At 63.4% G+C, this 13176-nt stretch carries 13 protein-coding genes; 7 read left to right on the top strand and 6 right to left on the bottom strand.

Going from position 1 to position 13176, the window contains the following annotated elements:
- Nucleotides 1–98: 98 nt before the first annotated feature.
- The 3 genes from parC to ACK41V_RS21845 form a co-directional block, all read right to left on the bottom strand.
- Nucleotides 99–2456, bottom strand: coding sequence for a DNA topoisomerase IV subunit A (gene parC, locus ACK41V_RS21855; RefSeq protein ID WP_409785540.1), 2358 nt, complete (start codon nucleotides 2454–2456; stop codon nucleotides 99–101).
- A complete protein-coding gene (locus ACK41V_RS21850; RefSeq protein WP_409785538.1) occupies nucleotides 2453–3241 on the bottom strand; it encodes a lytic transglycosylase domain-containing protein in 789 nt (262 codons plus the stop codon). Before ACK41V_RS21850 ends, parC begins: the two co-directional genes overlap by 4 nt.
- Nucleotides 3242–3339: 98 nt before the next feature.
- A complete protein-coding gene (locus ACK41V_RS21845) occupies nucleotides 3340–5322 on the bottom strand; it encodes a DNA topoisomerase IV subunit B (protein ID WP_409785536.1) in 1983 nt (660 codons plus the stop codon).
- A gap of 130 nt (nucleotides 5323–5452) precedes the next feature.
- Between ACK41V_RS21845 and ACK41V_RS21840 the strand changes: the two genes are divergently transcribed.
- The 6 genes from ACK41V_RS21840 to ACK41V_RS21815 all read left to right on the top strand — a co-directional run bounded on the left by ACK41V_RS21840 (nucleotide 5453) and on the right by ACK41V_RS21815 (nucleotide 10487).
- Nucleotides 5453–6670 (top strand): MFS transporter, encoded by a 1218-nt coding sequence (locus ACK41V_RS21840; RefSeq protein ID WP_409785534.1) that lies wholly within the window; start codon nucleotides 5453–5455, stop codon nucleotides 6668–6670.
- A gap of 39 nt (nucleotides 6671–6709) precedes the next feature.
- Nucleotides 6710–6868 carry a hypothetical protein gene (locus tag ACK41V_RS21835; RefSeq protein WP_409785533.1) on the top strand — a complete coding sequence of 53 codons (159 nt, stop codon included), beginning with the start codon at nucleotides 6710–6712 and terminating at the stop codon, nucleotides 6866–6868.
- Nucleotides 6869–6947: 79 nt separating this feature from the next.
- Nucleotides 6948–7502, top strand: a complete 555-nt coding sequence (locus ACK41V_RS21830) for a class I SAM-dependent methyltransferase (protein WP_409785531.1) — start codon at nucleotides 6948–6950, stop codon at nucleotides 7500–7502.
- A gap of 30 nt (nucleotides 7503–7532) precedes the next feature.
- Nucleotides 7533–8429, top strand: a complete 897-nt coding sequence (gene dapA, locus ACK41V_RS21825; RefSeq protein WP_409785529.1) for a 4-hydroxy-tetrahydrodipicolinate synthase — start codon at nucleotides 7533–7535, stop codon at nucleotides 8427–8429.
- Between the two features lie 49 nt (nucleotides 8430–8478).
- Nucleotides 8479–9573, top strand: coding sequence for an outer membrane protein assembly factor BamC (gene bamC, locus ACK41V_RS21820; RefSeq protein WP_409785527.1), 1095 nt, complete (start codon nucleotides 8479–8481; stop codon nucleotides 9571–9573).
- Between the two features lie 134 nt (nucleotides 9574–9707).
- A complete protein-coding gene (locus ACK41V_RS21815) occupies nucleotides 9708–10487 on the top strand; it encodes an MBL fold metallo-hydrolase (protein ID WP_409785525.1) in 780 nt (259 codons plus the stop codon).
- Nucleotides 10488–10623: 136 nt separating this feature from the next.
- Here the strand turns inward: ACK41V_RS21815 and ACK41V_RS21810 are convergent, their stop codons facing one another.
- From ACK41V_RS21810 to ACK41V_RS21800, 3 genes are all read right to left on the bottom strand, one after another.
- The gene (locus ACK41V_RS21810) at nucleotides 10624–10893 is read right to left on the bottom strand and encodes a hypothetical protein (protein WP_409785523.1); all 270 of its coding nucleotides are present in this window, start codon (nucleotides 10891–10893) and stop codon (nucleotides 10624–10626) included.
- A 214-nt stretch (nucleotides 10894–11107) separates the two neighbouring features.
- A complete protein-coding gene (locus ACK41V_RS21805; RefSeq protein ID WP_409785521.1) occupies nucleotides 11108–11629 on the bottom strand; it encodes a hypothetical protein in 522 nt (173 codons plus the stop codon).
- A 17-nt stretch (nucleotides 11630–11646) separates the two neighbouring features.
- Nucleotides 11647–12771, bottom strand: a complete 1125-nt coding sequence (locus ACK41V_RS21800) for a JmjC domain-containing protein (protein ID WP_409785519.1) — start codon at nucleotides 12769–12771, stop codon at nucleotides 11647–11649.
- Between the two features lie 54 nt (nucleotides 12772–12825).
- Here ACK41V_RS21800 and ACK41V_RS21795 point away from each other — a divergent pair.
- Nucleotides 12826–13176: peptidylprolyl isomerase (locus tag ACK41V_RS21795; RefSeq protein ID WP_409785517.1), on the top strand; the 351-nt coding region annotated here is incomplete at its 3' end.

The raw sequence follows: 13176 nt of genomic DNA, 5'->3' as shown, positions 1-13176 counted from the left end.
GCTGCTTGCATGGGCATGGGCCCATGCGGCGCATCCGAAGCATCCACTCATCCCGATTGCACTCCAATGCGATCTCCAAAAAGGCATTGAACACGCTCTTATTCCACGCGCGTCACTGCGTTGGGTTTGAAGCCCAGGTCCGCCGCCTTGCCCTTGCGTCCGCGCAGGGCGCGGGCGTTGTTCAAGCTGCGAATCTCCAGCGTCTCGTCACGCTGCTTGCCGCCCCGGCCGATGCCATCCAGGCGAATGCTGCGTGTGTAGGCTGCGGCGCCCGCCAGCTGGTCCTTGTCTTCCAGGTCGATCAGCATCAGCCCCCGGCCTCCGTTGGCCATGGTCTTCAGCTCGCTGATCTCGAACGTAAGGATGCGCCCGCCGGTGGACGCGCAAGCCACATGCGTGGCAGGCAGCACCGGCTTGCTGCCCGTGGTGCCCGCCGCGTGCGAAGGCACACACACGGTCTCACCCTCGCCCAGCGTGAGGAAGGCCTTGCCGCCCTTCTGGCGCGAGACCATGTTCTCCACCGCCGCCAAAAAGCCGTAGCCGCCCGAGTTGGACAGCAGCAGCGTGGCGTTGGCCGGGCCCGCAAAGTAGTGCAGCAACTGCGTGCCCGATTCCAGTTCGATGAGCGTGGTCACGGGCTGGCCGTCGCCGCGCGCACCGGGCAGCAGCGACACGGCCACCGAATACACGCGGCCGTTGCTGCCAAAGGCCAGCAGGGTATCGACCGTGCGGCACTCGAACGTGCCGTACAAGCCATCGCCTGCCTTGAACGCAAAGCTCGCAGCCTCGTGTCCGTGGCCGGTGCGCGCGCGCACCCAGCCCTTTTGCGAAACGATCACCGTGACGGGTTCGTCCACCACCTTCACTTCGGCCACGGCTTTCTTCTCGGCCTGGATCAGCGTGCGGCGCGCGTCGGCAAAGGTCTTGGCGTCGGCTTCGATTTCCTTGACCATAGTGCGGCGCAGCGAGCCAGGGTTGTTCAAAATGTCTTCGAGCTTGCCCTGGCTTTCGCGCAGCTCTTTCAGCTCTTGCTCAATCTTGATGGCTTCCAGCCGCGCAAGTTGGCGCAGGCGGATTTCCAGGATGTCCTCGGCCTGCCGGTCGCTCAGGTTAAAGCGCGCAATCAGCGCCGCCTTGGGCTCGTCGGCCTGGCGGATGATGGCAATCACCTCGTCGATATTCAGCAGAACAATCTGCCGCCCTTCGAGGATATGGATGCGTTCCAGCACCTTGTTCAAACGGTGCTGAGTGCGGCGGGTGATGGTGGTCTGGCGGAAGGCAATCCACTCTTCCAGCATCTGCCGCAGCGACTTCTGGGTGGGCCGGCCATCGAGCCCCACCATCGTGAGGTTGATGGGGGCCGAGGATTCGAGGCTGGTGTGTGCCAGCAGCGCAGTGATGAGTTCCTGCTGCGGGGTTTTGCCGGTCTTGGGCTCGAACACCAGGCGCACAGGCGCGTCCTTGCTCGACTCGTCGCGCACCACATCCAGCACGGCCAGAATGCTGGCCTTCAGTTGCGTCTGGTCCTGGCTCAGCGCTTTCTTGCCCGCCTTCACCTTGGGGTTGGTGATTTCTTCGATCTCTTCGAGCACCTTCTGCGTGCTCACGCCGGGCGGCAGCTCGTTGACCACCAGCTGCCATTGGCCACGCGCCAGTTCTTCGATCTTCCAGCGTGCGCGCACCTTGAGGCTGCCGCGGCCCGTGCGGTAGGCATCGGCAATGTCGCCAGGGCTGCTGATGATCTGGCCGCCACCGGGGTAGTCCGGGCCCGGCACGATGGCCAGCAACTCTTCCTGGGTGATGGACGGCGTCTTGATGAGCGCAATGCAGGCGTCGGCAATTTCGCGCAGGTTGTGGCTCGGGATTTCGGTGGCCAGGCCCACGGCAATGCCGCTGGCGCCGTTGAGCAGCGCAAACGGCAGGCGCGCGGGCAACTGGCGCGGCTCCTCCGTGCTGCCGTCGTAGTTGGGCATGAAATCGACTGTGCCTTCGTCGATTTCATCGAGCAACAGACTGGTGATGCGCGACAGGCGCGCCTCGGTGTAGCGCATGGCCGCGGCGCCGTCGCCATCGCGGCTGCCGAAGTTGCCCTGGCCGTCGATCAGCGGGTAGCGCTGGGCAAAGTCCTGCGCCATGCGCACCAATGCGTCGTAGGCCGACTGGTCGCCGTGCGGGTGAAAGCGGCCCAGCACGTCACCCACCACGCGGGCGCTTTTGACGGGCTTGGCCGCCGCGTTGCGCGTGGGGCCGCTGTACGACAGCCCCATGCGGTCCATCGAATACAGAATCCGCCGTTGCACCGGCTTGAGGCCGTCGCACACATCGGGCAATGCACGGCCTTTGACGACGGACAGCGCGTATTCAAGGTAAGCGCGCTGGGCATAGCCCGCCAGGCTCAGGGAGTCGCCCCCGTCATCGCCTGCGGTGGTGAAATCGAGAGTGGGTTGGTCGCTCATTCGTTGGGTACAGGTTCTTCGTTCACGTTCGGGGAGGCGCTTCGCGTTTGCGCGACGCGCTCGGGCGGCAGATTGCCCCGGTTCAGGGCACCACCCGACAGTTCCATGCGCACGCGGCCGCCGGGCGCAGCGCGCTGGGCCAGCACAGGCGCGGGCGGCTTGAGCTGGGCATACAAGCCCAGCACGGTGCGCACGTAGTTCTGCGTTTCCTTGTAGGCCGGAATCTGGTTGCCAGCACGTTGCACCGCACCTTCCCCCGCGTTGTAGGCGGCCACAGCCAGGTCCATGCGGCCGGGGAACAGGTCGAGCAGATGGCGCAGATAACGAGTGCCAGTGGGCACGTTCACGGCGGGGTCGGCCAGCTTTTGCTCTACCGAGCGCCTGGCATCGCCGCTGACGCCAAACCGGCTCGCCGTAGCGGGCATCACCTGCATGAGGCCCACCGCACCTTTGGGCGACACAGCCGTGGCGTCAAAACCGGACTCGGCAGCAATCACGGCCTGCAGCAGTTCGTAGTCCACGCCATGTTGGGCGGACGCAGCGCGCAGGTGGTGTTTGACGCGCTTGTAGCCGGGCGCAATGTCAAAAAAGACCAGCAGGCGCGCGCCCGCAGCGGGCAACGCATAGGGCATGGGCGCCGCGCTGGCGGGCACATCGCGGGTAGAGTCAAAGTCGTTGCCCCGAAAGAACAGCTGGTACCGGTCATCCACCTGTTCGGACGCGAAATGCGTGACGCCCCGGGCGTCCACGTGGGCCCACAGGTCTGCATGGGCCGTTTGCTGCATAAATATGAGCAACAAACCCATACAGCACAAGCGCAGCAGGCCTTTTTTGCTTGAATTTTTCATGGCAGATTGCACGGCAGATCCAGTGTCAACGTCGGTCAGATATCGATCTCGACCGAATCGCCATGCAGTTCCATCAGCTCGCGCCGCGAGGCGGCCTCACCCTTGCCCATGAGCTTGGTGATCAGCACCTCGGTGGCGGCAAAGTCCATGTCGCCCAACTGGACGGGCAGCAAGCGGCGGGTGTCGGGGTTGAGCGTGGTTTCCCACAGCTGATCGGCGTTCATCTCGCCCAGGCCCTTGAAGCGGCTGATCTGGCACTTCTCTTTGGGCACGCCGTCCTTGGCGCATTTGTCGAGGATGGCGGTCAGCTCGCCCTCGTCCAGCGCATACATCTTGGCGGCGGGCTTTTTGCCGCGCGCGGGCACGTCCACGCGAAACAGCGGCGGGCGCGCCACGTAGATGTGGCCGGTTTCGATGAGCTTGGGAAAGTGGCGAAAGAACAGCGTGAGCAGCAGCACCTGGATGTGCGAGCCGTCCACGTCGGCATCTGACAGGATGCAGACCTTGCCGTAGCGCAGGCCGCTCAAATCCGGCGTGTCGTTGGGGCCGTGCGGGTCCACACCGATGGCCACCGAGATGTCGTGGATTTCGTTGTTGGCAAACAGGCGGTCGCGCTCCACCTCCCAGGTGTTGAGCACCTTGCCACGCAGCGGCAGGATGGCCTGGCTTTCCTTGTCGCGGCCCATCTTGGCACTGCCGCCGGCCGAGTCGCCCTCGACCAAAAACACTTCGTTGTGGGCGATGTCCTTGCTTTCGCAATCGGTGAGCTTGCCGGGCAGCACGGCAACGCCGGAGCCCTTGCGTTTTTCGACCTTCTGACCCGCCTTCTGGCGCGTTTGCGCGGCCTTGATGGCCAGTTCGGCCAGCTTCTTGCCGTAGTCGACGTGCTGGTTCAGCCACAGCTCGAGCGCGGGGCGCACGAAGCCGCTGACCAGCCGCACCGCGTCGCGCGAGTTCAGGCGCTCCTTGATCTGGCCCTGGAACTGCGGGTCGAGCACCTTGGCACTGAGCACGTAGCTGGCCCGGGCGAACACGTCTTCAGGCAGCAGCTTCACGCCCTTGGGCAGCAGGCTGTGCAGCTCGATGAAACTCTTGACGGCGTTGAACAAACCGTCGCGCAGGCCGCTTTCATGCGTGCCACCCGCGCTGGTGGGGATCAGGTTGACGTAGCTCTCGCGCACGGGCTGGCCGTCTTCGGTGAAGGCGACACACCACGATGCGCCCTCGCCCTCCGCAAAACTCTCGTTGTTGCGGTCGGCAAAACCTTCGCCTTCAAACAGCGGGATCACCGGGTCGCCGTTGAGCGTCTGCATCAAGTAATCGCGCAGGCCGCCCTTGTACTGCCAGGTTTGTGTGTCGCGGGTTTTCTCGTTCACCAGCTGCACCGTCACGCCGGGCATGAGCACGGCCTTGCTGCGCAGCAGGTGGGTCAACTCGCCCATGGGCAGCGCGCTGGATTCGAAATACTTGGCGTCGGGCCAGACGCGCACCGAGGTGCCCTGCTTGCGCTCGCCCGCCTCCAGCGCACGCGCCACCAGGGGTTCGATCACATCACCTGCCGAAAACACCAGGCGCGCAGCCTTGCCTTCACGGTAGCTGGTGGCCTCCAGCCGTGTGGCCAGCGCATTAGTCACCGATACACCGACGCCATGCAGGCCGCCTGAGAAGCTGTAGGCCCCGCCCTTGCCCTTGTCGAACTTGCCACCGGCATGCAGGCGGGTGAACACCAGTTCGATCACCGGCGCATTTTCTTCAGGATGCATGCCAAAAGGGATGCCCCGCCCGTCGTCTTCCACGCTGACCGAGCCATCGGCGTGCAGCGTGACCCGGATTTTTTTGCCGTAGCCCGCCAGTGCTTCATCGGCCGCGTTGTCCAGCACTTCCTGGATGATGTGCAGCGGGTTGTCGGTGCGGGTGTACATGCCCGGGCGTTGCTTGACGGGCTCCAGGCCCTTGAGCACGCGGATCGAGCCCTCGGAATATTCGCTGGTGGAAGCAGAAGACGGTTTGGCAGACATAGCGGCGGATTGTAGTGCGGCAGCGCAGCAATAGCTGGATATAAAACCAGTTCACCCCCGTCCCTGTTGCCAACTGTATTGGTCCCACGTGTATCAGCAGGTTTCGCCCAATCTGGCTACATTCCTGCGCATGCATATGAATACTCCCAAACTGTCCATGTTCCAGGTGCTCGCCTGTGGTGCAGCCATCGTGACCCTGTCCATGGGCATTCGCCACGGGTTCGGGCTGTGGCTCTTGCCCATCACGCAAGAAATGGGCTGGACCCGCCAGTCGTTTGCACTGGCCATTGCCATCCAGAACCTGTCCTGGGGGCTGATCGGCATTTTTGCGGGCATGTTCGCCGACCGATTTGGCGCATTTCGCGTGCTGATGGGGGGGGCGGTGCTGTACGGGCTGGGCCTGGCGGGCATGGCGATGTCCACCACTCCTTTGCTTTTTGCGCTGACGGCCGGTGTGCTGATTGGGGCTGCCCAGGCAGGCACTACCTATGCGGTGATCTATGGTGTGCTGGGGCGGCAGATTGCGCCCGAACGCCGGTCGTGGGCCATGGGAGTGGCAGCGGCTGCAGGCTCGTTCGGCCAGTTTTTGATGGTGCCGGTGGAGGGATGGCTCATTGCCGGTCTGGGCTGGCAACAGGCGCTGCTGGCGCTGTCGTTGATGGTGCTGCTCATCGTGCCGCTGGCGTTTGGACTGCGCGAGCCGGGCTTCAAAGGCTCTGCGCCCGTCAAACGTGAGCAAACCATTGTGCAGGCGCTGGGCGAGGCGTTTCGCTACCCCAGCTTCAATCTGCTGATGGCGGGCTACTTTGTGTGCGGGTTCCAGGTCGTGTTCATCGGCGTGCACATGCCCAGCTATCTCAAGGACCACGGCCTGTCGCCCCAGGTGGCCAGCTACGCGCTGGCGCTGATCGGGTTGTTCAATGTGTTCGGCACGTACATCGCAGGCACGCTGGGGCAGCGCGTGCCCAAGCGGTTCATTCTGGCGTTCATCTACTTTGCGCGGGCCATCGCCATCAGCGTGTTCCTCATCGTGCCGCTGTCGCCACTGTCGGTCTATGTGTTCTCGGCAGTGATGGGCACGCTGTGGCTGTCCACCATTCCACCAACCAACGCCACCATTGCGCAGATCTTCGGGGTGCAGCATTTGTCGATGTTGGGGGGGTTTGTGTTCTTCAGCCACCAGATCGGCAGCTTCCTGGGCGTGTGGTTGGGCGGTTATTTGTATGACGCCACCGGCAGCTACGATATCGTCTGGTACATCGCCATCGGTCTGGGGGTGTTTGCCGGTCTGGTGAACCTGCCGGTCAAGGAAAGCCCCATCCAGCGCCATGCGCCCCAACCCGCCTGACGACAACACTCCACGCACCAACCTCTGTCCCGGCCCGCCATGAACGCCACTCCCGCCCACCCCGCCCCCTCGGTGCGACCTGCTCTGCGCTGGCTGGCATGGACGGGGGCCGTGCTGGCGTGCCTGGCGGTGTTCGGTATGTACTCCGTGCCCGACTTCATGGTGATGGTGGCCGACCAGGTGTGGTCGTGCTTCTGATTCCCGCCCATTTTTTAAGTGTTTTTGGCCTCTAGCGCTTATCCATCAAGCGCTAGTAGCTATTATTAATATAGCAAATATGCACGGCACTGAACCGCCTTCCGAATGGGTTCGCCGCTGGTCGCACTTGATCGCCCCGGGCAGCACGGCCCTGGATGTCGCGTGTGGCGCGGGGCGGCATCTGCGCTGGCTGCGCGGCCTGGACCACCACGTGGTGGGGGTGGACCGATCAGCCGAGGCCCTGGCCGCCTGCGAGGGGCTGGGCGAGCTGGTCCCTGCCGATATCGAAAACGGCCCCTGGCCCCTGGCGGGGCGCCAGTTTGGCGCCGTGGTGGTCACCAACTATCTCTGGCGCCCCTTGCTGCCTGTCATCGTCGGCAGCGTGGCGCCGGGCGGCGTGCTGATCTATGAAACCTTTGCCCAAGGCAACGAAACCGTGGGGCGCCCTGCCCGGCCGGAGTTTCTGCTGCAGCCCGGTGAATTGATGGAGGCCTGCGCCGGTTTGCGGGTGGTGGCTTACGAGGCGGGCTTTCTGCAAAACCCCGACCGCTTTGTGCAGCGCATCACGGCCGTGCGGGAACTCCCGCAGCCTGGCGGACCCTCACGACATCTTTTGCCTGTGTCGCCTAGTTAGAATGCCCTTTTACCGTTTACCACTGCGGACATGACATCTTCTTCCGTCGCCCTCACCGGCAGCATCGTCGCCCTCGTCACTCCCATGCACGAGGACGGTAGCGTGGACTACCCCGCCCTGCGCAAACTGATCGACTGGCACATTGCCGAAGGCACCGACTGCATTGGCGTGGTGGGCACCACAGGCGAATCGCCCACCGTCAACGTCGAAGAACACTGCGAGATCATCCGCGTGGCCGTGGAGCAATCGGCCAAGCGCGTGCCCATCATGGCGGGCTGCGGTGCCAACTCCACCGCCGAGGCCATTGAACTGGCCAAGTTCGCGCGCGGCGTGGGTGCCGACAGCCAGTTGCAGGTGGTGCCCTACTACAACAAGCCCACGCAAGAGGGCCAGTACCAGCACTTCAAGGCGATTGCCGAAGCCACGGGCGACCTGCCCATCGTGCTGTACAACGTGCCCGGCCGCTCGGTGGGCGACATGCTGCACGACACCGTGCTGCGCCTGACCCAGGTGCCGGGCATCATTGGTATCAAGGAAGCCACCGGCAACATCGAACGCGCCCAATGGCTCATCCGTGATGTTCCCAAGAGCTTTGCCGTGTATTCGGGCGACGACCCGACCGCCGTGGCATTGATGCTGTGCGGTGGCCACGGCAACATCAGCGTGACGGCCAACGTGGCGCCCCGCCTGATGCACGAGCTGTGCGTGGCAGCGCTGGCCGGCAATGTACAGCGTGCGATGCAGATCCAGTTTCAGCTGATGCCGGTGCACAAAAACCTGTTTGTCGAAGCCAATCCCATCCCCGTCAAATGGGCCATGGCCCGCATGGGTCTGTGTGGTGGCACCATGCGCCTGCCCATGACGCCGCTGTCCAGCGGTAACGAAGCGGTGGTCGAGTCTGCGCTGCGCACCAGCGGTCTGATCTAATCCGGGCTCTGCGCCCGCTCCCCCTGAGACATTTCCCAAGGATTTCCGCGTGAAAGCTGCTACCACCCGCCTCAGCCTGCTGGCCCTTGCCATGGCCCTGTCTGCCTGCGCCGCCCTCGAAGGCGACAAGATCGACTACAAGAGCGCCGCCAAGGGCTCGACGCTGGAAGTCCCTCCAGACCTGACCCAGCTGTCGCGCGACTCCCGCTACGCCATCCCCGGCACCTCCGTCTCGGCCGCCGCCATGCAGGCCGGGCAGGCAGCGCAGTCTTCCGGCACCGCCAATGCTGCGGCGCTGGCGCTGGGCGATGTGCGCATCGAACGCGACGGCAACCAGCGCTGGCTGGTGGTCAACCGCCCCGCCGACAAGCTGTGGGAGCCCGTGCGCGACTTCTGGCAAGAAAGCGGCTTCAACTTGGCCCAGGCTGACTCCAACGTCGGCATCATGGAAACCGACTGGGCCGAAAACCGCGCCAAGCTGCCCCAGGATTTCATCCGCTCGGCACTGGGCAAGCTGCTCGACTCCCTGTATTCGACCGGCGAACGCGACAAGTTCCGCACGCGCCTGGAGCGCAACGCCAGCGGCGGCACAGAAATATACGTCAGCCACCGCGGCATGGTCGAGGTGTATGGCACCGCGACCAAAGACAACACTGTGTGGCAACCCCGCCCATCGGACCCAGAACTCGAAACCGAGTTTCTGCGCCGCCTGATGGTGAAACTCGGCGTGAGCCAGGAACAATCCAAAGCCATCGCCGCAACGCCAGCGCCGCGCGCCCAGTCGGCCCGGATCGCCAGCGTGAACAACGTTCCGGTGGTGCAGATGGATGAAGGCTTTGACCGTGCATGGCGCCGCGTCGGTCTGGCGCTGGACCGCACCGGATTCACCGTGGAAGACCGCAACCGCAACGAAGGAACCTATTTCGTCCGGTATGTGGCACCCAACGCCGACAAGAAGGAGCCAGGATTCTTCGGCAAGCTGTTCAGCGGCTCGTCCGCAGCCACGCCACCCCTCAAGTACCGCATCGTTGTGCGCAGCCAGGGCGAGGCCAGCACGGTGTCTGTGCTGAATGAAGCAGGCGCCCCCGAGTCTTCTGCCAACTCCGAGCGCATTGTTCGCGTGATTGCCGACGACCTGAAGTAACTCACCGGCATCGGGCTCGCCCTCGCGCACCCCGCGTTGGCTGAGCCCGAGCTGCCCGCCCAACCTGCCACCTCGCCTGTCTTTGGCACCTTGGCTGGCAGGTACGCAAGCCTTCGAACCCCGTTGCCCTCCCCATGCTGCGATTCAAGAACCTCGGCAGCGGGAGTACGGGCAATGCCACGGTCGTAGAGGGGCACTCTGGCAGCACCACCAGTCGCCTGCTCATCGACTGCGGCTTTGGCATCAGGCAACTTCAGGCACGCCTGGCGCTGGCAGGCCTGTTGCCCGAAGACCTCGATGCCGTTTTCATCACGCACGAGCACTCCGATCACGTTGGCTGTGCACAGACGCTGGCTGTGCGCTATGGCATTCCGGTGTGGATGAGTGCTGGCACCTATGCGGCGGTGGGGTCGCCCGACCTCGGGGGATGGCTGCGTGTGGCACGCGATATGGAAACCATAGACTTGGCCACCTTCAGCGCCCAGCCATTCACCGTGCCCCACGATGCGCGCGAGCCCCTGCAACTGCGGTGCTCAGACGGAAGCGCTCACCTGGGCGTCATGACCGATTTGGGGCATGCCAGCGACCATGTGCTGCGCCAACTGGAAGGCTGCCATGCACTGATGATCGAGGCCAACCACGACCCCGATCTGCTCGCGGCCTCCAGCTACCCGGCCTTCCTTAAACGCCGAGTGGGCGGCAGGTTTGGACACTTGGCCAACGCTGCCAGCGCCGACATTCTGCGCGCCGTGATGCACCCCGGCCTTCGCTGCGTAGTGGCAGCGCATCTGAGCGCTCGCAACAACGCCCCCGAACTCGCCCAACAAGCTCTGGCAGACGCGGTGGGCTGGGATGCCGCTCAAATCCTTGTTGCGAGCCCCTCCTCTGGAACGGACTGGCACGATGTGGCCTGAGCACAGGCACAAGAAGCGCTTTCACCCACCGTTTTCCGCAGAACAAGACGAAAAAAAGCCCCGACCCAGAAGGTGCGGGGCTTTTGTGACCGACAACAAACCCACCGAAGGTGAGCTTGGCGCCGCCAGAAGCGAATTACTTGGCTTCGGAAGCTGCGCCGGTAGCGGCAGATGCAGCAGAGTCAGCAGCTGCCTTGGCAGAATCTGCAGCAGCCGAAGCAGCATCAGTAGCAGCGGTGGCCGAAGCGGCAGCGTCCGAAGCGGCGGCTTCTGCAGCTGGAGCAGGTGCAGCTGCGGGTGCTTCCACGGGAGCGGGAGCTGGTACTGGAGCGGGTTCTTCCTTCTTGCCACAGGCGGCGAGTGCAGCAGCAGCGATCAGGGCGGCCAGAACGAGAGAGTTCTTCATTTAGATTTCCTAGTTGAACAGACAGAATCTTGAAAAGCCACCGCGCAAGGCTTTGGAGAAAGCCCCTGTACGCATTGGCACGATGCACTTGGATTGCACCTTTTTGGCACAACCACGGATTATATTGGCATTTAGTCAATACTGACTAACACTGACGAAAGGTTTACAAGGCTTTAACGTGGTGCAAAAAAATCTTGCAGCACATTCGAACCCGCTACAACCCCAGCGTGCTGGCCGGAAACCCCGGGGAGCTTTTGCTGCGCACCCATTCGTTGAGCGTCTCGCGCAACAACACACGGCGGTCGGGCTCGCTTCCGGTCACACCTACACAACGCTCCGGGTCAAGCCTGTGCATCACCCAGTGCGGCGACCACAAAGCACTGGGCAGGTCCAGCGGGTCAGCCGCGGGACTGCGTCGGCAGGTGATGATGTGGTCCCACGTTCCACGCCAGCGCACAAAACGTGCATGGCGACGAATCACATCGTCATAGGCGCTGGCCAGCATCGTGAATCGCCGACCGCTCCGTGCCCAGTCCTGCAGCGCATCGACTACCTCGCGCTCCCCCAAAGGCCAGTCGTGAAAATTGGCATCGCTGATGAAAATTTCCGGCCACCCCTCTCGGGCGGCTGTGGCGATCGCGCTGCGCACCAGTTGCTGGAACGCTTCGCGCCCGCTGAACCGCCCCGTCGGCAAAACACCCAAAGGTCCAGCGGGAGATGCGGATGGATCAGTCATGGCTTTCCTCGTAGCAGCTATTCAGTCCACACGTGGGCCCAGCCCGCGTCGCACCACGACGAAAGCAGTTCCAGTGCGTCGTCACTCGCCCGCGCCAGATCGCGCGCGGCAAGCTGCCGCTCATCGGCCAAGCGCCGCATCAGCGTGGCATCCCGACCTGCCGCGCGGTAGCTCTCGCCATTGATGAAAATATGCTGCGCGTCGTACATCATGCGGCTGCGGCGGTCCAGGCGCACGCCTTCCAGCATCACCCCGGCATCACCTGGCTCGAACCACACACTGGCCTTGGGCTCCGTCAGATACTCGCCCAACGCCCGTTCCAGGACCAGCGGCTGCGCAAGGGCGCGGCTCAGCGCGTCGCGCGCAAAATCTTGAAGGCCGAGAGGAATAGCGGCGGGTTGCGCCACAGCGGCCTGCCCGCCATCCCGGTACAACAAGGCGTTGTCATCATCCGCAGCGTCTTCCGCTAGGCGCACCAGCAGCTCCTGCGCAAGCTCCGCGCGTGTTGGTGCCCGAAAACCGATGGAGTACGTCATGCATTCCCCCTCGGCGATGCCATCATGGGCATAGCGCGGGGGCAGGTACAACATATCGCCGGGCTCCAACACAAACTCTTCTTCGGGCTCGAAGTGCGCGAGCACCTTGAGGGGAATGTCTTCGCGCAAGCTCAGGTCTTTTTGCCGCCCAATGCGCCAACGCCGCTTGCCGTGGGCCTGAAGCAAAAAGACGTCGTAGCTATCGAAATGCGGCCCCACACCTCCACCGTTGCTGGCATAGCTGATCATGAGATCGTCAAGCCGGGCTTCAGGGACAAACCGGAACTGCTGCATCAGCGCGTGTACTGCGTCGTTGTGCAGATCCACCCCCTGCACCAGCAAGGTCCAGTCCGGTTGTTGCAAGGCAGGCAGGGCGCGGCGAGTGAAGGGGCCATGGCGCAGCTTCCACGAGCCCTTGACCAACTGTACAAGCCGAGATTCCACCGTCTCCTCGGCGGCCAACGCAAACAGCTCCGTGCGCAATACCGGCGGCGCAAACTGAGGAATCGCCTGGCGCACCAGCAAAGGCTTCTTTTGCCAATGGCGGCGCATGAATTGCGCAGCGGTCAGGCCACCAAGAAGAGGGAGAGGTTGTTGAATATCCATGGGAACAGGTCCACCCCTTTGCGGGGTCGTTGGTCAAACTGCGACAATTCTCCTATGGAAATTACCCAACAATGTGTGGTCGCACTGACCTGGACGCTGAAGGACACCCTGGGCGAAGAGCTGGATGTCCTTGATGACCCCGTCGAGTTTTTGGTGGGCGGTGACGACCTGCTGCCTCGCATCGAAGAAGCATTGCAAGGCCATGGACCCGGCGCTACGCTGGCATTGCACCTGGAACCAGAGGATGCCTTTGGCGACTTTGACGACCAGTTGCTGTTTTTGGAGCCCCGGGCGCTGTTCCCTGCGGAGATCGAGGAAGGCATGACCTTTGAAGGTGTCGCCTTGCCGGAGGGCTGCAATCCGGATGCTCCACGCACCGGCTTGTACACAGTGACCGAAATTTAT

Source organism: Acidovorax sp., assembly GCF_046291265.1.
GTDB lineage: Bacteria > Pseudomonadota > Gammaproteobacteria > Burkholderiales > Burkholderiaceae_C > Acidovorax.
The sequence above is the reverse complement of the archived record's forward strand: the minus strand, read 5'-3'. Positions and strand labels throughout refer to the sequence as shown.